General features: G+C 67.3%; 13 protein-coding genes, 2 tRNA genes, 3 rRNA genes and 1 pseudogene. 9 read left to right on the forward strand and 10 right to left on the reverse strand.

Annotated features, from left to right (window positions below; translation table 11 throughout):
• Positions 1-587: 587 nt before the first annotated feature.
• The 8 genes from rrf to hemH form a co-directional block, all read right to left on the reverse strand.
• A 5S ribosomal RNA gene (rrf, locus tag ACA089_RS11695) occupies positions 588-701 on the reverse strand.
• 145 nt (positions 702-846) lie between these two features.
• Positions 847-3,724 (reverse strand): 23S ribosomal RNA (locus ACA089_RS11700).
• A gap of 228 nt (positions 3,725-3,952) precedes the next feature.
• Positions 3,953-4,029 (reverse strand) — tRNA-Ile (locus tag ACA089_RS11705).
• Between the two features lie 17 nt (positions 4,030-4,046).
• Positions 4,047-4,122: transfer RNA gene (locus tag ACA089_RS11710), tRNA-Ala, on the reverse strand.
• A gap of 92 nt (positions 4,123-4,214) precedes the next feature.
• A 16S ribosomal RNA gene (locus tag ACA089_RS11715) occupies positions 4,215-5,759 on the reverse strand.
• The 16S, 23S and 5S rRNA genes sit together here with 2 tRNA genes alongside, the layout of an rRNA operon.
• A gap of 590 nt (positions 5,760-6,349) precedes the next feature.
• Positions 6,350-7,318, reverse strand: a complete 969-nt coding sequence (locus ACA089_RS11720; RefSeq protein ID WP_372016970.1) for an NAD(P)-dependent oxidoreductase — start codon at positions 7,316-7,318, stop codon at positions 6,350-6,352.
• 74 nt (positions 7,319-7,392) lie between these two features.
• Positions 7,393-8,241 (reverse strand): alpha/beta fold hydrolase, encoded by an 849-nt coding sequence (locus tag ACA089_RS11725; RefSeq protein ID WP_372016972.1) that lies wholly within the window; start codon positions 8,239-8,241, stop codon positions 7,393-7,395.
• A complete protein-coding gene (gene hemH / locus ACA089_RS11730; RefSeq protein WP_372016974.1) occupies positions 8,238-9,200 on the reverse strand; it encodes a ferrochelatase in 963 nt (320 codons plus the stop codon). Before hemH ends, ACA089_RS11725 begins: the two co-directional genes overlap by 4 nt.
• A gap of 247 nt (positions 9,201-9,447) precedes the next feature.
• On the opposite strand from hemH, the gene ACA089_RS11735 reads away from it, so the two are divergent.
• The 4 genes and pseudogenes from ACA089_RS11735 (at position 9,448) to tatC (ending at position 11,757) form a co-directional block, all read left to right on the forward strand.
• A complete protein-coding gene (locus ACA089_RS11735; protein WP_372016976.1) occupies positions 9,448-10,326 on the forward strand; it encodes a lipid-binding SYLF domain-containing protein in 879 nt (292 codons plus the stop codon).
• Between the two features lie 47 nt (positions 10,327-10,373).
• The gene (tatA, locus tag ACA089_RS11740) at positions 10,374-10,595 is read left to right on the forward strand and encodes a Sec-independent protein translocase subunit TatA (RefSeq protein ID WP_372016978.1); all 222 of its coding nucleotides are present in this window, start codon (positions 10,374-10,376) and stop codon (positions 10,593-10,595) included.
• A 21-nt stretch (positions 10,596-10,616) separates the two neighbouring features.
• Positions 10,617-10,952: pseudogene (gene tatB, locus ACA089_RS11745) on the forward strand (Sec-independent protein translocase protein TatB); the annotation flags it as partial.
• Positions 10,953-10,998: 46 nt separating this feature from the next.
• On the forward strand, positions 10,999-11,757 hold the full coding sequence (tatC, locus tag ACA089_RS11750; RefSeq protein WP_372016979.1) for a twin-arginine translocase subunit TatC: 759 nt from the start codon (positions 10,999-11,001) through the stop codon (positions 11,755-11,757).
• A 2-nt stretch (positions 11,758-11,759) separates the two neighbouring features.
• Here the strand turns inward: tatC and ACA089_RS11755 are convergent, their stop codons facing one another.
• Both ACA089_RS11755 and ACA089_RS11760 read right to left on the reverse strand, forming a co-directional pair.
• Positions 11,760-12,647 carry a BPSS1780 family membrane protein gene (locus ACA089_RS11755; RefSeq protein ID WP_372016981.1) on the reverse strand — a complete coding sequence of 296 codons (888 nt, stop codon included), beginning with the start codon at positions 12,645-12,647 and terminating at the stop codon, positions 11,760-11,762.
• Positions 12,648-12,764: 117 nt separating this feature from the next.
• Positions 12,765-13,514: a glutamine amidotransferase gene (locus ACA089_RS11760; RefSeq protein ID WP_372016982.1), complete on the reverse strand. Its 750-nt coding sequence runs from the start codon at positions 13,512-13,514 to the stop codon at positions 12,765-12,767.
• A gap of 106 nt (positions 13,515-13,620) precedes the next feature.
• On the opposite strand from ACA089_RS11760, the gene glyQ reads away from it, so the two are divergent.
• The 5 genes from glyQ to ACA089_RS11785 are packed head-to-tail and all read left to right on the forward strand — an operon-like array spanning position 13,621 to position 22,595.
• Positions 13,621-14,517 carry a glycine--tRNA ligase subunit alpha gene (glyQ, locus tag ACA089_RS11765; protein WP_372016984.1) on the forward strand — a complete coding sequence of 299 codons (897 nt, stop codon included), beginning with the start codon at positions 13,621-13,623 and terminating at the stop codon, positions 14,515-14,517.
• Complete coding sequence (locus ACA089_RS11770; RefSeq protein ID WP_372016986.1) at positions 14,514-14,861, forward strand: cupin domain-containing protein; 348 nt, start codon at positions 14,514-14,516, stop codon at positions 14,859-14,861. The genes glyQ and ACA089_RS11770 overlap by 4 nt, the downstream gene beginning before the upstream one ends.
• Positions 14,858-16,954 (forward strand): glycine--tRNA ligase subunit beta, encoded by a 2,097-nt coding sequence (gene glyS / locus ACA089_RS11775; RefSeq protein ID WP_372016988.1) that lies wholly within the window; start codon positions 14,858-14,860, stop codon positions 16,952-16,954. Before ACA089_RS11770 ends, glyS begins: the two co-directional genes overlap by 4 nt.
• Before the next feature lie 59 nt (positions 16,955-17,013).
• Positions 17,014-18,786 carry an autotransporter assembly complex protein TamA gene (locus tag ACA089_RS11780; protein ID WP_372016990.1) on the forward strand — a complete coding sequence of 591 codons (1,773 nt, stop codon included), beginning with the start codon at positions 17,014-17,016 and terminating at the stop codon, positions 18,784-18,786.
• Positions 18,783-22,595 (forward strand): translocation/assembly module TamB domain-containing protein, encoded by a 3,813-nt coding sequence (locus ACA089_RS11785; protein WP_372016992.1) that lies wholly within the window; start codon positions 18,783-18,785, stop codon positions 22,593-22,595. The genes ACA089_RS11780 and ACA089_RS11785 overlap by 4 nt, the downstream gene beginning before the upstream one ends.
• Positions 22,596-22,608 lie beyond the last annotated feature (13 nt).

The raw sequence follows: 22,608 nt of genomic DNA on the forward strand, positions 1-22,608 counted from the left end.
AACATTTCCGCAGGGCCGTCGGCAGGATGAGCGGGCACGCAGAACTGCCTACAGCGGCGCACTCGTCCGAAGGACCCTCGAAACGGGACGCCAGGCTTGCCAGGGCCTGACCTGCCTTCTTCGATGACGCACGCCGCGCGACTTTTTTTCGTGACCCGGCGTAGAAGGCGGGCGAGACCACGCCTCAAACGGGATCTTCTTCCACGTTGGCCCAGATGATCTCGCCGGCCGCGCATCAGAGGCTTCAGAAGCGTTCCGCACGTTGGCGTGCGCCGATCATTGGCACTTCGGCGACGTCGAACCGCACACGATCGGGACATAGCCCCCGGCTTACTCCACCGGCCGGCGCACCATCTGGTCGAGGAGGAGGCGCCGGCACGGAACAGACGACGGTGCTGCCATGGTGAGCCCGCCCGGACCGCCTCGACCGAACCCCACCTGCTCGCGTACCGATGCGCGCTATCCGCGGCCAGCACCGAATGGCGTACTACAGGCAATCACGATCGTGTCCGCCGGAACCTGCCTGCCGTTCCGGATCGCAGAAAAGATGAAACCCCCAGCCATTCGGCTGGGGGTTTCGGATAAGACCCTGGCGATGACCTACTCTCGCATGGGAAACCCACACTACCATCGGCGCTGTTGCGTTTCACTTCCGAGTTCGGGATGGGATCGGGTGGTTCCACAACGCTAATTTCACCAGGGAGACGGTTGGAGCGTGCTGGTGAACATGGTCGCCCGTGAAGGACCGACCGTGCATACCGCACCGTCTCGCATATGTACTTGGGATGTAGTGAGCGGCGGATGGCTATCGACGTCATCGTCGAGTCCAAGGCCACTTGAGGTTATATGGTCAAGCCGCACGGATCATTAGTATCAGTTAGCTCAACGCATTGCTGCGCTTACACACCTGACCTATCAACCACCTAGTCTTGATGGTTCCTTTAGGGGACTTGTGTCCCGGGAGATCTCATCTTGAGGCGCGCTTCCCGCTTAGATGCTTTCAGCGGTTATCGCTTCCGAACATAGCTACCCGGCAATGCCACTGGCGTGACAACCGGAACACCAGAGGTTCGTCCACTCCGGTCCTCTCGTACTAGGAGCAGCCCCTCTCAAATCTCCAACGCCCATGGCAGATAGGGACCGAACTGTCTCACGACGTTCTGAACCCAGCTCGCGTACCACTTTAAATGGCGAACAGCCATACCCTTGGGACCGACTACAGCCCCAGGATGTGATGAGCCGACATCGAGGTGCCAAACACCGCCGTCGATATGAACTCTTGGGCGGTATCAGCCTGTTATCCCCGGAGTACCTTTTATCCGTTGAGCGATGGCCCTTCCATACAGAACCACCGGATCACTAAGTCCTAGTTTCCTACCTGCTTGATCCGTCGATCTTGCAGTCAAGCACGCTTATGCCTTTGCACACAGTGCGCGATGTCCGACCGCGCTGAGCGTACCTTCGAGCTCCTCCGTTACTCTTTAGGAGGAGACCGCCCCAGTCAAACTACCCACCATACACGGTCCCCGACCCGGATTACGGGTCTAGGTTAGAACGTCAAGCACATCAGGGTGGTATTTCAAGGATGGCTCCACTGCAGCTAGCGCCACAGCTTCAAAGCCTCCCACCTATCCTACACAGACGAACTCAACGTTCAGTGTAAAGCTATAGTAAAGGTTCACGGGGTCTTTCCGTCTTGCCACGGGAACGCTGCATCTTCACAGCGATTTCAATTTCACTGAGTCTCGGGTGGAGACAGCGCCGCTGTCGTTACGCCATTCGTGCAGGTCGGAACTTACCCGACAAGGAATTTCGCTACCTTAGGACCGTTATAGTTACGGCCGCCGTTTACTGGGGCTTCGATCAAGAGCTTCGCCTTGCGGCTGACCCCATCAATTAACCTTCCAGCACCGGGCAGGCGTCACACCCTATACGTCCACTTTCGTGTTTGCAGAGTGCTGTGTTTTTGATAAACAGTCGCAGCGGCCTGGTTTCTGCGACCCTCCTCAGCTATAGCCCGCATGGGCCACCAAAGAGGGTGCACCTTCTCCCGAAGTTACGGTGCCATGTTGCCTAGTTCCTTCACCCGAGTTCTCTCAAGCGCCTGAGAATTCTCATCCTACCCACCTGTGTCGGTTTACGGTACGGTCTGCGTGAGCTGAAGCTTAGGAGCTTTTCCTGGAAGCGTGGTATCAGTGACTTCGTCCTAAAGGACTCGTCTCGGTGCTCGGTCTTAAAGGATCCCGGATTTGCCAAAGATCCAAACCTACCGCCTTTCCCCGGGACAACCAACGCCCGGTACACCTAACCTTCTCCGTCCCTCCATCGCACTCACGCGAGGTGCAGGAATATTAACCTGCTTCCCATCGACTACGGCTTTCGCCCTCGCCTTAGGGACCGACTAACCCTGCGTCGATTAACGTTGCGCAAGGAAACCTTGGGCTTTCGGCGTGCGGGCTTTTCACCCGCATTATCGTTACTCATGTCAGCATTCGCACTTCCGATACCTCCAGCGGACTTCTCAATCCACCTTCGCAGGCTTACGGAACGCTCCTCTACCGCGCATAACAAAGTTATGCACCCCAAGCTTCGGTTTACCGCTTAGCCCCGTTAAATCTTCCGCGCAGACCGACTCGACCAGTGAGCTATTACGCTTTCTTTAAAGGGTGGCTGCTTCTAAGCCAACCTCCTGGCTGTCTGTGCCTTTCCACATCGTTTCCCACTTAGCGGTAATTTGGGACCTTAGCTGTGGGTCTGGGTTGTTTCCCTTTTCACGACGGACGTTAGCACCCGCCGTGTGTCTCCCATACAGTCCGTCTCGGTATTCGGAGTTTGCAATGGTTTGGTAAGTCGCGATGACCCCCTAGCCATAACAGTGCTCTACCCCCGAGAGGATACATATGAGGCGCTACCTAAATAGCTTTCGAGGAGAACCAGCTATCTCCGGGTTCGATTAGCTTTTCACTCCTAATCACACCTCATCCCCTACCTTTGCAACGGGAGTGGGTTCGGGCCTCCAGTACCTGTTACGGCACCTTCACCCTGGGCATGACTAGATCACCCGGTTTCGGGTCTACAGCCCGCGACTATGCGCCCTATTCAGACTCGGTTTCCCTTCGCCTCCCCTATACGGTTAAGCTTGCCACGAACTGTAAGTCGCTGACCCATTATACAAAAGGTACGCAGTCACCCTTGCGGGCTCCTACTGCTTGTACGCACACGGTTTCAGGGTCTATTTCACTCCCCTCTCCGGGGTTCTTTTCGCCTTTCCCTCACGGTACTGGTTCACTATCGGTCGGTCAGGAGTATTTAGCCTTGGAGGATGGTCCCCCCATGTTCAGACAGGGTTTCACGTGCCCCGCCTTACTCGTCTTCACTGGTATGGCCCTTTCAAATACAGGGCTATCACCTTCTATGGCCAACCTTTCCAGGTTGTTTTTCTAAAGCCATACCAGCTTAAGGGCTAGTCCCCGTTCGCTCGTCACTACTTAGGGAATCTCGGTTGATTTCTTTTCCTCCGGTTACTTAGATATTTCAGTTCACCGGGTTCGCTTCCAGCAGCTATGAATTCACTGCAGGATACTGCCGAAGCAGTGGGTTTCCCCATTCGGACATCGCGGGATCAAAGCTTATTGCCAGCTCCCCCGCGCTTTTCGCAGGCTGTCACGTCCTTCATCGCCTCTGACCGCCAAGGCATCCACCGTGTGCGCTTATTCGCTTGACCATATAACCCCAAGTCGCCTCGGAGTTAATGACGTGCCAGTGGGGTACAAAGCCACCAGCGCGAACATACGACTCAATTTTTAGGGGCTCGAAGCCCCCGCCTTAGCCTCAACGACACGTCGAGATAGACATCTCAAACGCTCGCTACATCCCAAGTTTTAAAAGAACACGTACCCGGCCTCAGCGCCTGGTGCGTAAATTCGAAAGTGTGTGCGCTTGTCATTCAGAGTGGTGGGTCTGGGAGGACTCGAACCACCGACCTCACCCTTATCAGGGGTGCGCTCTAACCACCTGAGCTACAGACCCAAAAGTCGATACTCATATGGTGGAGCCTGTCGGGATCGAACCGACGACCCCCTGCTTGCAAAGCAGGTGCTCTCCCAGCTGAGCTAAGGCCCCTAAAAGGGACTTGCCTAGCCCGCTATCGGGCCAGGAACTCTGAATGCAAGTAACTTGTGAGGACGCCTGACAGGACGATGCTGCCGTGCTCAAAAGGAGGTGATCCAGCCGCACCTTCCGATACGGCTACCTTGTTACGACTTCACCCCAGTCATCGGCCACACCGTGGCAAGCGCCCTCCCGAAGGTTAAGCTACCTGCTTCTGGTGCAACAAACTCCCATGGTGTGACGGGCGGTGTGTACAAGGCCCGGGAACGTATTCACCGCAGCAATGCTGATCTGCGATTACTAGCGATTCCGACTTCACGGAGTCGAGTTGCAGACTCCGATCCGGACTGAGAGAAGGTTTCTGGGATTGGCTCACCCTCGCGGGATTGCAGCCCTCTGTCCTTCCCATTGTAGTACGTGTGTAGCCCTGGTCGTAAGGGCCATGATGACTTGACGTCATCCCCACCTTCCTCCGGTTTGTCACCGGCGGTCTCCTTAGAGTTCCCACCATTACGTGCTGGCAACTAAGGACAAGGGTTGCGCTCGTTGCGGGACTTAACCCAACATCTCACGACACGAGCTGACGACAGCCATGCAGCACCTGTCTCACGGTTCCCGAAGGCACCAATCCATCTCTGGAAAGTTCCGTGGATGTCAAGACCAGGTAAGGTTCTTCGCGTTGCATCGAATTAAACCACATACTCCACCGCTTGTGCGGGCCCCCGTCAATTCCTTTGAGTTTCAGTCTTGCGACCGTACTCCCCAGGCGGCGAACTTAACGCGTTAGCTTCGATACTGGGTTCCAAGTTGAACCCAACATCCAGTTCGCATCGTTTAGGGCGTGGACTACCAGGGTATCTAATCCTGTTTGCTCCCCACGCTTTCGTGCCTCAGTGTCAGTGTTGGCCCAGGTGGCCGCCTTCGCCACGGATGTTCCTCCCGATCTCTACGCATTTCACTGCTACACCGGGAATTCCGCCACCCTCTACCACACTCTAGTCGCCCAGTATCCATCGCAATTCCCAGGTTGAGCCCAGGGCTTTCACGACAGACTTAAACAACCACCTACGCACGCTTTACGCCCAGTAATTCCGAGTAACGCTTGCACCCTTCGTATTACCGCGGCTGCTGGCACGAAGTTAGCCGGTGCTTATTCTTTGGGTACCGTCATCCCTGTCGAGTATTAATCAACAGGATTTCTTTCCCAACAAAAGGGCTTTACAACCCGAAGGCCTTCTTCACCCACGCGGTATGGCTGGATCAGGCTTGCGCCCATTGTCCAATATTCCCCACTGCTGCCTCCCGTAGGAGTCTGGACCGTGTCTCAGTTCCAGTGTGGCTGATCATCCTCTCAGACCAGCTACGGATCGTCGCCTTGGTGGGCCTTTACCCCGCCAACTAGCTAATCCGACATCGGCTCATTCAATCGCGTGAGGCCTTGCGGTCCCCCACTTTCACCCTTAGGTCGTATGCGGTATTAGCGTAAGTTTCCCTACGTTATCCCCCACGACAGAGTAGATTCCGATGTATTCCTCACCCGTCCGCCACTCGCCACCCACAGTATTGCTACTGCTGTGCTGCCGTTCGACTTGCATGTGTTAGGCCTACCGCCAGCGTTCACTCTGAGCCAGGATCAAACTCTTCACTTAAAACTACAGACCCGAAGGTCAATATTTTCAGCTGCAGAAGTTCTACCCAGCTACGTATCGCTTGCTTAAAGCAATTGACTTGTTGCTGTTTCAAACGTCTGCAAGATGGACAGTCATCCTTCCTGCAGGCGTCCGCACAAGTTACCTGCGCACACTTTCAAAGAGCAGCGGAATCGGCCTCAGCGCCTTCATCCGTGTCCCGACGTTTCCGTCGAGGTGAGCCGCACATTCTGGCAGCTCGTTTTGGAAGTGTCAACACCGCGTTGCGGGGCTTTCATCTTCCCCTCATCTTCAGCGGTGAACCGCTTCCGTCGAGGTGAGCCGCACATTCTGGCAGCTCGTTTCGGATCCGTCAACACCCCGTGAAGGGATCTTTTCGTTTCCGTCCCGGTGGGCCCGAATCAACCGATTCGTTTCCGCCGAGGGAGCCGCCCATTATAGGGGGCTTCCGGAGAACTGCAACACCTTTTTTCGAGGGTCTTCGCTTTCCGGCCCCGCCGCCGTGGTTCCCGAAGGATCCTGTCGTTGGCGGGGCGCGCATTGTGCACGGCCAGCGGGTCGATGGGAAGCCCCTGCGAGATTTTTTTCGATCAGCCCGCCGCGGGGACCACACGACAAGCGATTCCGGCCTCCACGCACCTCTCGGCAACGCGCCGGATCGAAGCGCTGTCCGTGCCATGCCTGTACAGGAAGACCACGCGGGCACCAGCCTCGGCGAGGACGAGCACCCGCGTCGCAGGGTCCACCGGCGCGTGCACGCGCTGCGCATCCCGGCGCGCCGGTTCAAGCAACGCCTCATCGATACCTTCCTCCACCACGATCACATCCGCTTCGTTGAGCGCGCGCAGTGCACGCAGGGTGTAGAGGTCCGGCGCGTCGCTCGCGGCGACCAGCGCCACCGCGCCCGAAAGGGTCTCTTCCCCCCCTGCACGGTCGACCTCAACGAGAAAGGCCGCCTCGAGTGCCGCTTCACCCCCTTCCTCGAAAGCCCGATCCATCCGTCCATCCAGGACGCGCTCGAACCAGCGGCGCCGTGCGGACATGTCCGGCAGTCGCGCACGGATGTGCTCGCGCTGGTCGGCGAACAGCGCCGCAAGCTTGCCCAGCGACGGGGCAAGCATCGTTTCCAGACGCTCGCGGATGCGGCGAGCGAGCATCGGGGCCGCGCCTCCCGACGAAATGGCGACCACGAGCGGCGCACGCTCGACCACCGCCGGCACCTGGAAAGTCGAGAGCACGGCATCGTCCACGACGTTCACGAGCCGGCGACGGCGTCCGGCCTCGGCCGCCAGGCCGGCGTTGAACGCAGGGTCGTCGGTGGCCGCGACCACGAGCCAGACGGCGTCCAGCCAGGCACTGTCGAACTCGCCCCCCAGGCGGACGATGCGCCCGTCTTCAAGAGCGGCGGCCAGCTCGGCATTCAGCACCTCCCGCGCGTGGAGGCGGACGAGCGCGCCGGCCTTCGCAAGTGCGGCGACTTTGCGCGCGGCGACCTCGCCGCCACCCACCACGAGAACCTCCCGACCGTCCAGGTCGGCGAACAGCGGATAGAGCGCCATGCGGGAATCCTCAGCCAATGCCGGCATCGTCCCTGCTGCCGCCAGGCTTGTCGATGGCCGACTGGCGGCCGGCGCTAGCCGGCCAGGAACGCGCGATATACGGAAGCGACGGCGTCAGGCTGGTCCATGTGCAGGTGGTGTCCGCCCGCGATCGTGATCAGCTCCGCGCCGGGAACGGACCCCAGCCGGGCCTGGCGCACCGGATCGGGAAAGTAGGGTTGGGCGGGATCGGCATAGAGCAGGCGGACCGGGCAACGGATGGCCGCCAGCAGGGCGCGGACCTGGGGTTCGGTGAGACGGGTTGCGGCCGGCCGGGTGAGCCGCGGATCGCTGCTCCATACGAAACCGCCGTCCGCGGGGCGGGTGCCCCGTTCCACCAGAAGCCGGGCGACAGGCTCGTCGAGCCGGCTGGCATGCATGCGTGCGCGCACGGCGAGCGCGAGATCCGGGAAAACGCGCAGGGTCGCGCCGGCGGAGCGGCGGGCGGCTGCCACGGCCTGCTGCAGCCGGGACGCGGTACCGTCGACCGCCACGGCGAGGGGACCCAGGGTTTCGACGAGGGCCAGGCGCTCGACCCGCTCGGGCGTGGCGACGGCGACCAGCGCCCCGATCGCCGCGCCCATGGAATGGCCCAGCAGTGCGAAGCGTTCCCACCCCAGGGCGTCGGCCGCATCGAGCACGGCATGTACATGGGTGGTCAGGGTGTACTCGGCGCCGGGCGGCAAGTGCCCGCTGCGGCCGTGGCCCGGAAAGTCGAGCAGCAGCAGGTCCAGGTCCGGGAGGAACGGCAGGAGCGGCAGGAAGCTGGCGGCATTGTCGAGCCAGCCGTGCAGGGCGATCACTTTCGGCGTGCCCGGGCGATCGAGCCTGAGCCCGGCCAACTCGCCCCAGGCCACCGGGATGCGCCACTCGGCCGGGCTCACGCCTCGCGCCCGGCCGCCCGGAGCGCAAGCCGCGCCAACGCATCCGCATGCGCGCCGCCGTCATTGAGACAGGGGACATAGGCCATGCGCCCGCCCTTGGCCTGGAAGTGCTCGGCCAGGCCCAGCGCCACTTCCTCGAGCGTCTCCAGGCAGTCGACGGCGAACCCGGGGCATACCACGTCGACCTGCCGGACGCCGGTTTCGGCCAGCCGGTCCAGCGTCCGCACCGTCGATGGTTCCAGCCAGCGCTCCCGGCCGAAGCGGGACTGGTAGGACAGCGACCACTGCGACGGCTCCAGTCCCAGCGCCGCAGCCACCGCCGCGGCACTGTCCTGGCAGCGCTGCGGATACGGATCGCCGGCATCGGCGACACGCTGCGGCAGGCCGTGGAAGGAGAAGAGCAGGTGGGTCCCGGCGCCGTGCTGCTCGCGGTAGCGGCGCACGGACTCGGCCACGGCCGCGACCCACCCGGGATCGACGGAGTAATCCTCGATGAGGGTGACGTCCATGCCCTGGGTCTCCTCGGCGACGACATCGGCGACCGAGGCGGTGGTGGTCGTGGAGTACTGCGGATAGAGCGGAAGCACCACCAGCCGGCGCACGCCGGCGGCGCGCAGCTCGCGCAGGGTGGCGCGCAGGGCCGGCTTTCCGTAGCGCATGGCCGGAACGACGCGCCATTGCGGCAGCCGCTGTTGCAGCGCCGCGGCCAGTCGCCGGGTGTAGACCAGCAGCGGCGAACCTTCGTCCATCCACACCTTGGCGTAATTGGCGGCCGAACGGGGGCCGCGCAACGGCAGGATGAGCCCGTACAGCAGCGGCTTCCACAGCAGGGGCGGGATGGACACCACGCGGGGGTCGCCGAGGAACTCGGCGAGGTAGCGGCGCACGGCCGGCGCGGTGGGCGCTTCGGGGGTACCTAGGTTGACCGCGACCAGCGCGGTGTCGATGGCGTCGGACATGCCCGTCATTCTGACAGACCCGGCGCGTCCGCCGCCTCCGCCGGTCACGGGAGTTCGACTGCCCGGGCGTCGGACGAACACACGGGCGCGTGGTCGCACCCGCCGGATCCGCGGCGCCAGTCCATCGCCCATCCGTGCGGTCCGGACGCGCGTCGTGAACCGGCTGGCCTCAGGCACGATTCATTGCGTCTTCATTAATTTCGAGCGGTCCGCGGCCGAGGCCGCCATCCGCTCCGGAGCTCCACGCATGTCGCGCCTGCCGAAAATCCTGCTGTCGCTGGCTGTCCTGCTGTCCGTCGCCGGCCCCGCGGCGGCCGCGCCGTCCGAGGAGGAGCGGGCCCGCAATGCGGTGCGCGTCCTGTCCGAGATCCAGCAGATCCCCGAGCAGTCGATTCCGGACAAGCTGCTGGACGAGGCACGCGGCATCGTGGTCATCCCCGACACCATCAAGGCGGGGCTGGTGCTCGGCGGACGCCGCGGCCATGGCCTGATGTCGGTCAAGAGCGCCGATGGCACCTGGTCCAATCCGGTGTTCGTCACCCTCACCGGCGGCAGCATCGGCTTCCAGGCGGGCGTGCAGTCGGCCGATGTGGTGCTGGTGTTCCGCAACGACCGCAGCCTGGACGACATCGTCAACGGCAAGTTCACCCTGGGCGCCGACGCGGGCGTGGCCGCCGGTCCCGTGGGCCGCAACGCGGCGGCCGCCACCGACGGCCAGCTCAAGGCGGAGATCTGGTCCTGGTCGCGCGCGCGCGGCCTGTTCGCCGGCGTTTCCCTGGACGGCGCGGTCCTGCAGATCGACCGGGACTCGCAGGCCACGATCTACGGCTCCACCACGACGCCGCGCATGGTCTTCGAGGACCGCTCGCAGGTCGCCCCGCCCAGCGCGGTGGTCGCGTTCCGCGACCAGCTGGAGGAAGCCACCCACAACGCGCGGGTTGCCCGCTCCGGCGGTAGCGCACCGGCTACCGTGCCTGCCTCCGCTTCCCAGGCGCCGACCCAGGGCACCGCCCAGGTGGCACCCACGCAGCCGCCGGCCGCCCCGGCCACCACCAGCGGCCCGGCGCCGACCCAGGGCTTCGAGCCGGTGGAAGACTCCGGCACGCGGACCGAACCGCTGCCCTGATCGCTGCGCTATCCTGTGGCCTGTTCCCCCAAGAATGTGAGCGTGCCATGGGCGGTCTGAGCATCTGGCATTGGATCATCGTGCTGGTGGTGGTGCTGCTGGTGTTCGGCACCAAGCGCCTGCGCAATGCCGGCAAGGACCTCGGCGAAGCAGTCAAGGGCTTCAAGGAAGGCATGCGCGACCCGGACGACAAGCCGGCCGGCCAGCTCGGCAACGAGCGCAGCGCCGAGTCGAAGGAAGAGTCCGAGCGCGATCGCGCCCAGCGCTGAACCCGCGTCGGTCGCACGCGGATGTTCGATATCGGCTTCGGCGAGCTGCTGCTGATCGCGGTGGTCGCCCTCGTGGTGCTCGGCCCGGAACGGCTGCCCAAGGCGGCCCGCTTCGCCGGGCTGTGGGTGCGCCGCGCCCGCGCCCAGTGGTATTCGGTCAAGTCCGAGCTGGAACGCGAGCTGGAGGCCGAGGAGCTCAAGCGCAGCATGCAGGACACCCAGGCGGCGCTGAAGCAGGCGCAGGCGCGGCTGGAGGACGAGTTCGGGCAGGCCCGGTCGCAGGTGCAGGACGGGATCGCCGGCGCAAGCCGGCAGCTCGACGAGGTCCGGCGCCAGGTCGAGGATCGGTCGGCGGCCGGCGAGGATCGCCCTGTCGAACCGGCGCCACCGGCGGAGGGAAACGATGAACCACGCCGGCCCTGATTCGGACAACGAAAGCAGCCTGATGGAGCACCTGCTCGAGCTGCGCACGCGCCTGCTGCGGGCGATCGCGGGCCTGGTGATCGTGCTGCTGGCGCTGCTGCCGTTCGCCAACAAGCTCTATGCATGGCTGGCCGCGCCGCTGCTGGACAAGCTGCCCGCCGGCGGCCAGCTGATTGCCGTCCAGGTCGCCTCGCCGTTCTTCACCCCGCTCAAGCTGGCGTTCTTCGTGGCGCTGGTGGCGTCGGCGCCCTGGCTGCTCTACCAGGCCTGGGCGTTCGTCGCACCGGGCCTGTACCAGCGCGAGAAGAAGCTGGCGCTGCCGCTGCTGGCCTCGGCCGTGGTCCTGTTCTACGCCGGCTGCGCGTTCGCCTACTTCGTGGTGCTGCCGTCGGTGTTCGGCTTCCTCACCGCGATCAAGCCCGATGGCGTGGCGATGATGACCGACATCAACGCCTACCTGGACTTCGTCCTGGTGATCTTCCTGGCCTTCGGCGCCAGCTTCCAGCTGCCGGTGGCGCTGGTGATCCTGGTCCTGCTGGGCTGGGTCACCCCGGAGCAGCTGCGCGAGGGACGGGGTTACGCGATCGTCGGCATCTTCATCCTGGCCGCGCTGATCACCCCGCCGGACGTGGTCTCGCAGCTGCTGCTGGCAATCCCGATGTGCCTGCTCTACGAAGCCGGCATCGTGGCCTCGAGGATGGTGGCGCCGCGCTCGGGCGACGCCGCTTCCCCGTCCTGAGCTCAGGCTTCGAAACGGCCGCTGGCGACCGCGGCTGCCGGCGGCTCGTCCCTGAACAGGCGCAACCAGGCGGTGTAGACCGCCCCGGCGAGCAGCGGCATCAATACCGCCATCAGCAGCAGCTGCGCCGCCCACATCGCCACCATCGGCCCGGCCAGCAGCTGCAGCACCAGCGCCACCAGCAGCACGCCGAAGTACACGGCGAAGATGGCGACCATGGTGAGCAGCAGGAACACCGCCAGCGCCGGCAGGTTGGCCACGCAGGCGCGCAGGCTGTCGCCCATCGCCTGCAGGCCCTCGCGGCGGTCGAACAGGATCCGCGGCACGGCGACGAACACCGTCATCGCCACCGCGACCGCGGCGGCCACGCCCAGCAGCAGCCACAGCAGGATGCGCCCGGCGGGCAGGTCGCCGACCAGCGCTTCGACCTGTTCGGGGGTGGCCTGCTGGCCGGACTGCGCCAGCGCATTGAGTTCGTGGCTCACCTCGGCCAGGTGCTGCAGCTGCTGCGGGCCGACCAGCACCAGCAGCAGCATGCCGAGCAGCAGGCCGGCGGCCACCTGGGGCAGCAGGGTCGCCAGCAGTGCCGGCACCCGGCCCTCGCGCGCGGCATGCAGCAGGTGTCCCGGCAGGGCGGGGCGGTCGTGCGCGACCTCGTGCACCGCCCACAGCAGTCCGGCGAACAGCACCGGCCCGGCCAGCGCGACCAGCAGCTGCAGGATCGTGGCCAGCGCCGGCACCGCCAGCCCCACCGTCACCACCAGCGAAGCCAGCAGTCCCCACAAGGCGCCTAGCGTGCCCAGCGCCAGCGGCGCGCGCCGCAGCAGGGCGAACCCGCCCAGCAACCATTCCGCGCCGTCCGAAGCCGGCAGCCTGCGTATCGTGTCCATCCTGTTCCCGTTGAGGCACGTCCGGAGCGGGCGTGCGGTACATCGTCAGATTGCTGCAATCGCGCCGGCGATTATGGGCGATGCCCGCGCGGCGCAGCAGTGCCGCCGGCGGCCGGTTCAGGCATGGCCGGCGCGCCCGGGGGTGCCGCGCGCATGCTGGACGAAGCGGCGCAGCAGGCGGCGCGCCTGCGGGGCGGCGCTGACTTCCCGCGCCACCGTGCGCGGGCAGCGTCCGTGGTTGCGCAGGCAGTCGGCCCGCGCGTGCACGTAGCCGCGCATGTGGTGGGTGGCGAATTCCGGATGGAACTGCACGCCCCAGGCCTGCTCGCCCCAGCGGAAGGCGTGGCAGCCGTCCTGCTCGGAGCGGGCCAGCACGGTGGCGCCTTCCGGCGGCTGCAGCACGGTCTGCAGGTGGGTGGCATGGGCGGCGAACCGCGCCGGCATCTGCGCGAACAGCGGGTCTTCGAACGCCGGCGGGTGCAGGTCGATGAACACCGTGCCGGACTCGCGCCCGGCCGGGTTGTAGTCGACCTGGCCGCCGAGCGCGTGGGCCAGCAGCTGGTGGCCGTAGCAGATGCCCAGCAGCGGGGTGCCCGCCTCCACCGCCTCGCGCATCCAACCGGCGGTGCGCTCGCTCCAGTCGGCGCGGTCGGTGACGAAAGCCGCCGAGCCGCTGACGATGACCCCGGCCAGGCCGGCCGCGGCGGGCAGCGCGTCGCCCCGCTCCGGATTGACCTCGACCACCTCGTGCGCCGCCAGCCCGGCGGCGACCCGGATCCAGTGCGGGAAGCGGCCGTAGCGCTTGAGGCTGTCCACCGGCTGGCCGGTCTCGACGATCAGGAAGGGCGCGCGGCGGGCGGCGTTCACGGGCAGGTGGACCGGCAGGAAAAGTAGCCGTTGAAACGGCGGAAACCCGCATGGCGCGGGGCCCGGCCCTATACTAGCCCGCTTTTCCGCAGCGCAATAAATGCCGATGACAGGTCCGACCTTCCAGGGATTGATCCAGGCGCTCAACGCCTACTGGGCCGAGCAGGGTTGCGTGCTGATCCAGCCGCTCGACCTGGAGGTCGGCGCCGGCACCTTCCACCCGGCGACCTTCCTGCGCGCGCTCGGCCCGGAGCCGTGGAACGCCGCCTACGTGCAGCCCTCGCGCCGGCCCACCGACGGCCGCTACGGCGAGAACCCCAACCGGCTGCAGCGTTACTACCAGTACCAGGTGGTGATGAAGCCCAACCCGGACAACATCCAGGAGCTTTACCTGGGTTCGCTGAAGGCGCTGGGCATCGATCCGCGCGTGCACGACCTGCGCTTCGTCGAGGACAACTGGGAATCGCCGACCCTCGGCGCCTGGGGCCTGGGCTGGGAGGTCTGGCTCAACGGGATGGAGGTGACCCAGTTCACCTACTTCCAGCAGGCCGGCGGCCTGGAGTGCAAGCCGGTGCTGGGCGAGATCACCTACGGGCTCGAGCGCCTGTGCATGTACCTGCAGAACGTGGACAACGTCTACGACCTGGTCTGGACGGTCGGCCCGCAGGGCGTGGTCACCTACGGCGATGTCTACCACCAGAACGAAGTCGAGCAGAGCACCTACAACTTCGAGTACGCCGACGTGGCCGAGCTGTTCCACCGCTTCGACGCCTGCGAGGCCGGGGCGCTGAAGCTGGTCGAGGCCGGCCTGCCGCTGCCGGCGTACGAGCAGGTGTGCAAGGCCAGCCACAGCTTCAACCTGCTCGACGCGCGCCGCGCGATCTCGGTGACCGAGCGGCAGCGCTACATCCTGCGCGTGCGCAGGCTGGCCCAGGGCGTGGCCGAGGCCTACCACGCCCAGCGCGAGAAACTGGGCTTCCCGGGACTGAAGCAGGGCGCATGAGCCCGCGGCTGACGCCCGCCGCGGCCCTGCAGTCGCTCGACGCGCGCAGCGACGGCGCGGCGTTCGCGGAGGTCTTCGCCCATGGTTCGCTGAGCGTGGAGATCTACCGCCCGCGCGGGCGCGACCTGCAGACCCCGCATACCCGCGACGAGCTGTACATGGTGATCTCCGGCCACGGCGAGTTCGTCGACGGCGGCCAGCGCCATTCATTCGAGCCCGGCCAGGTGCTGTTCGTCCCGGCCGGCCGCGAGCACCGATTCGAGAATTTCAGCGACGACTTCGCCACCTGGGTGGTCTTCTACGGACCCGAAGGCGGCGAGGCCTCCACACAGGAACATCCATGAGCACGCAACTCCCCCTGCTGGTCGAACTGGGCACCGAGGAACTGCCGGTCAAGGCGCTCCCGGGCCTGGCCCAGGCGTTCTTCGACGGCGTGGTCGCGGCGCTGGACAGGCGCGGCGTCGGCGTGGAGGTGGGCGACGCGCGCCCCCTGTACACCCCGCGGCGCCTGGCCGTGCTGCTGCCGGCGGTGGACGTGGAGCAACCGGAGCAGGCCTCCGAGGTGCTCGGTCCCTACGTGAACATCGCGCTCGACGGCGAGGGCAGGCCGACCCGGGCGCTGGAAGGGTTCGCCGCCAAGGCCGGCGTCGCCTGGGACGCGCTGGAGCGTACCTCCGACGCCAAGGGCGAGCGTTTCGTCCACCGCTCGGTCAAGCCGGGCGCGAAGACCGCCGACCTGCTGGCCGAGGTCGTGGCCGAGGCGATCGCCGGCATGCCGATCCCCAAGCCGATGCGCTGGGGCGACCACGACTACGCCTTCGCCCGCCCGGTGCACTGGCTGGTGCTGCTGCTCGGCGACACCGTGGTGCCGGCGCAGGTGCTCGGCGTGGGCTCGGACCGGATGAGCCGCGGCCACCGCTTCGAGCACGACAAGCCGGTCTGGATCGGCCAGCCCGGCGACTACCTGGACGCGCTGTCCGCCGCGCGGGTACTGGTCGATCCGGAGGAGCGCCGCGCACGGATCGTGGCCGAGGTCGGCAAGGCCGCGGCGCAGGCCGGCGGCAGCGCGCGGATCACCGACGACAACCTCGAGCAGGTGGTGTGCCTGACCGAGTGGCCGGCGGCGGTGCTGTGCAGCTTCGAGCGCGAGTTCCTGGCGGTGCCGCAGGAAGCGCTGGTCGAGACGATGGAGATCAACCAGAAGTTCTTCCCGGTGCTCGGCGACGGCGGCAGGCTGACCGAGCACTTCATCGGCATCGCCAACATCGAGTCGCGCGACGTGGCCGAGGTGCGCAAGGGCTACGAGCGGGTGATCCGCCCGCGCTTCGCCGACGCCAAGTTCTTCTTCGACGAGGACCTCAAGCAGGGCCTGGCGTCGATGGGGGATGGGCTCAGGACCGTCACCTACCAGGCAAGGCTGGGCTCGGTGGCCGACAAGGTCGCGCGCGTGGCTGCGCTGGCCGAGGCCGTCGCCGCGCAGGTCGGCGCCGACCCGGCGCAGGCGCGCCGCGCCGCGCAGCTGGCCAAGAACGACCTGCAGTCGCGCATGGTCAACGAGTTCCCGGAACTGCAGGGCATTGCCGGTCGCCACTACGCTCTGGCCGCGGGCGAGCCGTCCGAGGTCGCGCTGGCGATCGACGAGGCCTACCAGCCGCGCTTCGCCGGCGACGACATCGCGCTGTCGCCGCTGGGCAAGGTGCTGGCGATCGCCGAACGCGCCGACACGCTGGCCGGCGGTTTCGCCGCGGGCCTGAAGCCGACCGGCAACAAGGACCCGTTCGCCCTGCGCCGCAACGCGCTGGGGCTGGCGCGCACGCTGATCGAGAGCGGCTTCAACCTCTCGCTGAAGGAACTGGTCGGCAGCGCGATCGCCGGCGTCGGGCCACTGCCGGCGGGCAAGGACGGCGCGACCGCCACCGCCGACGCGGGCGAGCTCTACGACTTCATCCTCGAACGCCTGCGCGGCTACTACGCCGACAAGGGCGTGCCGGCCGCCCACTTCAACGCGGTGGCCGAGCTCAAGCCGGCCTCGCTGTACGACTTCGACACCCGGATCGACGCGATCGGCACGTTCGCCGCGCTGCCGGAGGCCGAAGCGCTGGCCGCGGCCAACAAGCGCATCGGCAACATCCTGAAGAAGGCCGACATCGCGATCCCGGCAATGGAGGACCCGGCGCTGTTCGCCGAGCCGGCCGAACGCGCGCTCGGCGAGGCCGTGGAGGCCGCGCTCGACGACACCACGGCCGCGTTGCACCAGCATGACTACGTGCGCGTGCTCAACCGCCTGGCACTGGTGCGGCCGCAGGTCGACGCGTTCTTCGACCAGGTGATGGTCAACGCCGACGACCCGGCGATCCGCGGCAACCGCCTGGCCCTGCTCAAGCGCCTGGCCGACCGCTTCGGCGCGGTCGCCGCGATCGGCCACCTGTCCGCCTGAACGCCAACGGCGTGAGGACGGGCTAACGGGGCCGGCGCCGGCCCCGTTATCCTGAGCCGATGCGACTCCGCCCGTTCCTCGCGCTGATCCTGGCCCTGGTGGCGGCGCCCGGCTGGGCCCGCGGCACCATCGAGCGGGTCGAGATCCGCGGCCTCGAGCACCACGAGGCCATGGAGCACAACGTGCGCCTGGCCCTGTCGGTGAACGACGAGGTGGGCGAGACCCAGGGCGAATCGCGGCTCGAGTTCCTCCTGCTCAGTACCGAGCGCGAGGCACGGCGCGCGCTGGAGCCGTTCGGCTACTACTCGCCGACCATCACCGTGGACTCGCCACGCGACGCCAACGACCGGATCGTGGTCACGGTGAACGTCGATCCGGGCGAGCCGGTGCGCGTGCGGGCGTCGAACGTGGACATCGTCGGCCCTGGCGGCGAGGACCAGTACCTGGCCCGCGACCTGGCGGCCTTCCGGCCCCGGCAGGGCGACCCGTTCAACCACGCCACCTACGAGGCCAGCCGCGACGGCATCACCCGGCGCCTGGCCGAGCGCGGCTACTTCGACGCCGATTTCATGTCGCGCGAGGTCCGCGTGACCCGCGCCGACTTCGCCGCCGACATCGACCTGGTCTGGGACAGCGGCTTCCGCTACGACATGGGGCCGACCACCTTCCACCAGGAGTTCTTCCGGCCCGGGCTGCTGGAGAAGCTGGTGACCTGGGAGGAGGGCAGCTATTTCCACCAGGGCAAGCTGGACCGGCTGCGCCAGTCGCTGGTGAAGCTCGACTACTTCAGCGCCATCGACATCCAGCCGCTGACCGACCAGGCCAGCGACGACCTGCGGGTGCCGATCGACGTCACCCTCGCGCTGGCCAAGCGCACCGTCTACACCGCCGGCGTGAGCTACGGCACCGAGAGCGGCATGGGCGTGCGCTTCGGCATGGAACGCCGCTACGTCAACGACCGCGGCCACAAGCTGGTCACCGACGTCGACTACGCGCAGAACCGCAAGAACCTGCTGGTCCAGTACCGCGTGCCGGCGTTCGCCTGGCTCGATGGCTGGTATACCGCCGCGTTCAGCGCGTACGACGAGCAGACCGACTACATCGACTTCCGCAACGTGCGCCTGATCGGCAGCCGCAGCGGCGAGCTCACCGAACGCTGGACCGCGACCGCGTCGCTGATCGCCCTGCGCGAGCGCTGGAGCTACGACATGGACAGCGCCACCGGCCAGCGCCTGTACACGTACTCCACGCTGCTCTACCCGGAACTCACCGGCAGCTACATCGGCGTGGACAACCGGCTGTTCCCGCGCCACGGCCTGAGCCTGAACCTGGCCATGCGCGCCGGCACCGAGGCGCTGGGTTCGGACACCAGTTTCGTCCAGGGCTGGGCCAGCGGCACCTGGTTCCAGGGCGTGGGCGAGGCCGACCGGCTGATCCTGCGCGGCGAGGCCGGCGCGACCTGGACCAGCGACCTGGTGTCGATGCCGCCGAGCCTGCGCTTCTTCGCCGGCGGCGACCGCAGCATCCGCGGCTACGCCTGGCGCGAGGTCGGCCCGCGCACGCCGCCGCCGGACAACTTCGCCCTGGGCGCGCGCTACGTGCTGACCGGTTCGGCCGAGTACGAGCACTACTTCAACGCCGGGCCGTGGGGCATGGCCGGCTTCGTCGACGTCGGCGACGCGTTCGACGACGAGTTCGATCCGCACGTGGGCATCGGCATCGGCGCCCGCTGGCGCTCGCCGATCGGCGGCGTGCGCGTGGACATCGCCCATGGCCTCGACGATCCCGATTCAAGCTTCCAGATCTACCTGAGCCTGGGGGCCAACCTGTGAGCACGCCGGTGCCGCCGCCGGATACGGGCGCGCCAGTGCCGCCGGTGCGGCGGCCGCGCTTCTACCGGCGCCGCCGGTTCTGGGCCTGGTCCGGGCTGCTGGCCCTGGCCGGCACGCTGGGCATGCTGCTCCTGCTGTACTGGCTGCTGCAGACCGTGGCCGGTCGCGACGTGCTGCTGGCGCAGATCATCTCGCGGCTGCCGGTGGGGGCGACGCTGACCTGGGAGAAGGTCGAGGGCCCGATCGCCGGCCCGCTGACCATCCATGGCCTGGACTTCCGCTACGAGGATTACCGCTTCACCGCGCGGCGGGCCTACCTGGACCCGGACATCCGCCCGCTGCTCGGCCGCCGGCTGCGGCTGGACGCGTTCGAGATCGAAGGCGCCACGCTCAACCTGATGCGCAGCGACGAACCGTTCGAGCTGCCGCGCTGGCCCGAGTCGTTGCCGCCGATCGAAATGCCGATCGCGATCCAGGCCGACCGGATCGTGATCGACGGGCTGGACATCACGTCCGGCGGCGAACACGTCATCGACATCCGCTCGCTGCGCGGCGGCATCGACATCGCCAACGGCTCGCTGCACGCCGAACGGCTGAAGGTCGACAGCGACCTGGGCCTGTTCACCGTGCATGGCAGCTACGAACCGGTGCACGACTACCGCAGCGACATCCTGGTGACGGCGGTGCTGCCGGCGCCGCACGGGCGCAGCCCGGCGCGGCTGGGCCTGCTCGCCCGCGGCGACCTGTCGGGCATGGAGGTGGGCATCGGCGGGCGTGCGCCCGAACCGCTGCGCGCCACGCTCACCCTCGGCGGCGACGAAGACGCGCCGGCCTGGCGGCTCGTCGCCAGCAGCAAGGGCCTGGACCCGGCCCTGCTCACCGGCGGCGAACCGGCAGCGGAGGCGATCACCTTCGACGTCGCCGCCAGCGGTACCGGGGGCAACGCCAACCTCTCCGGCGAAGCCGGGCGCGGCGCCCAGCGCCTGGTGATCGCGCCATCGCAGGTCCACCTGTCCGAACAGGTGCTGACGGTCGCGCCCCTGGCCGTGGAAGCGCAGGGCGGACAGGTGGTGCTGCGTGGCCACGCCGATTTCAGCAACCCCGCCGACCGGCATTTCCGCTTTTCCGCGGTCGCCCGCGGGTTGAGCTTCGAGGGCGCGGACCCGGCCGTGCCGGCGGTCGGCGTGGACGCCGCGCTGGGCCTGGCCGGCTCGATCGAGCGCTGGGCGGCCTACGGCGATGCGACGCTTCGCCGCGACGGCCAGCAGGCCGACCTGGTGCTGGACGTCCGCGGCGACCAGGCGCGGGCGACGATCCACTCGCTGCACGCGACCATGCCGACCGGCACGCTGCAGGCCACCGGCGAGGCCGGCTGGGATCCGGTCCTGGACTGGAACCTGGCGCTGGTGCTCGAGGGGTTCGACCCCGGCTACTTCGCCCCGGGCTGGGACGGCAGCGTCCACGGCCGCATCGCCACCACCGGACGCGCACGCGACGGCGGCGGCTTCGATGCGCAGGCCGACGTGCAGTCGCTCGGCGGGCGCCTGCGCGGCCGGGCGCTGTCGGGCAACGGCCGCTTCGTGCTGCGTGGCGACCAGGGCGAAGGCAATGTCACCCTGGCCCTGGGCAACAGCCGGGTGCGCGCCAGTGGCCGCATCGGCGACCGCCTCGACATCCATGCGCAGCTGCAGCCGCTGCAGCTGGACGACCTGCTGCCCGGCGCCGCCGGCACGGTTGAGGGTTCGTTGCGCCTGACCGGCCTGCGCCAGGCGCCGGACGTGCAGGCCGACCTGCGCGGCCGCGGACTGCGCTGGGACGACTGGAGTGTCAATGCGATCGACCTCCGCGGCCAGCTGCCGTGGCGCGGGCGCAATGGCGACCTGGTCGTGCAGGGCAGCGAAGTGCAGGTCGGCATCGCGCTGCAGTCGGTGACCGTGCACGCGCGCGGGGCGGTGGAGGACCTGCAGCTGCAGGTGCAGGCCGACAGCCCGCAGGCGGCCGGGATGAGCGTGGCCGGCCAGCTCCGGCGGCGCGGCGCCGGATGGGCGGGCTCGCTCGACCAGTTGCGGATCGAACCGGCCCGCGGCAATGCCTGGGCGCTGACCGCCCCGGCCGCGTTCACCGTGCTCGGCGAGCGCGTCGTGCTGCAGCCGGCCTGCCTGGCCACGACCGGCGCCAACGGCGATGCCTCGCTGTGCGCGCAGGCCGACTGGCCGCGGGAGGGCCTGGTGGTCAACAGCGAGCGGCTGCCGCTGACCCTGCTCGCCCCGTGGCTGCCGGAACAGGGCGGCCGCGCCCTGGTGCTGCGCGGAGAACTGACCCTGGACGCGGACATCCGCCCGCAGGGCAACCGCTGGGTCGGCGGCATCCACCTCAAGTCGCCCGAAGGCGGCATGCGCCTGGGCAACAACGCACGGCGCGAGATCGCCCGCTACGACAACTTCAGCTTCGACGTGACCTTCGACCCGCAGAAGATCCAGGGCCGGCTCGGCACCGGCTTCCAAGGCAACGGCTACGTCGATGCGACCTTCAACACCGGCTGGGATCCGTACTCGCCACTGACCGGCGAGCTCTACACCTATGTGTCCCAGCTGTTCTGGCTGGAGCTGTTCTCGCCCGACCTGGTGCGGCCGCGCGGGGTGGTGCGCGGCCACATGAGCGTGCGCGGGACGCGCGAGACCCCGCTGATGGCCGGCCAGCTGCTGCTGGAGGACTTCCAGGGCGAGCTGCCCGCGCTGGGCCTGAGCCTCACCGATGGCCAGGGCAGCCTGGACGCGCAGCCCGACGGTTCGGCCCGGCTGCAGGCGTCGGTGAGTTCCGGCGGCGGCCGGCTCACGGTCGACGGCAGCCTGTCCTGGTTCGGCCAGGCCACGCCGCTGCAGCTGCAGATCAACGGCCGCGACGTGCTGATCGCCGACACGCCGATGCTCAGGGCCATCGCCACGCCCGACCTGCAGTTCAGCATGGATGGCCCGACCATGGTCCTGCGCGGCCAGGTCGCCGTCACCGAGGCGACGGTCAACCTCGAGCGGCTCGAGCAGGGCGTCTCGGTGTCCGAGGACGTGGTCGTGGTCGATCCGGTCGATCCGGAGGACCAGGGCAGCACGCCGCTGGACATGGACCTGGCGCTGGTGCTCGGCGACAACGTCTCGATCACCGGTTACGGCCTGCAGGGCACCATGTCCGGCCGGCTGCAGGTGCGCTCGCGCCCGGGCCACGAAATGGTGGCCACCGGCGCGCTTGAGGTCGGCGGGCGCTACAAGGCCTACGGCCAGGACCTGACGATCACCACCGGCCAGCTCACCTGGAGCAACAACCAGATCGCGGATCCCCGGATCAACGTGCGCGCCGAGCGCCGGGTCGGCGACGTGGTCGCCGGCATCGACGTGTCCGGGCACGCCAGCGGGCCGCAGCTCAACGTCTGGTCCAATCCGTCGATGCCGCAGTCCGAGGCGCTGGCCTACCTGATGCTCGGACGCAGCCTGGAAGGGGCGACCCGCGACCAGGCCCAGCAGGTCACCGCGACTTCGGCGGCGATGTCGGCCGGCACCGGCCTGCTGGCCGCGCAGCTCGGCACCCGGCTGGGCTTCGACGACGCCGGCGTGATGCAGTCGCGTGCGCTCGGCGGCTCGGTGGTCGGCGTGGGCAAGTACCTGTCGCCGCGGCTGTACGTCGGCTACGGCGTGTCGATGGTCGGCGCCGGCCAGGTGGTGATCCTCAAGTACCTGCTGCGCAAGGGCTTCGACGTCGAGCTGGAATCGAGCACGGTGGAGACCCGCGGCTCGGTCAACTGGCGCACCGAGCGCTGAGCGCGCACGCATG

The sequence above is a fragment of the Pseudoxanthomonas fibrivorans genome (assembly GCF_041464125.1).
GTDB lineage: Bacteria > Pseudomonadota > Gammaproteobacteria > Xanthomonadales > Xanthomonadaceae > Pseudoxanthomonas.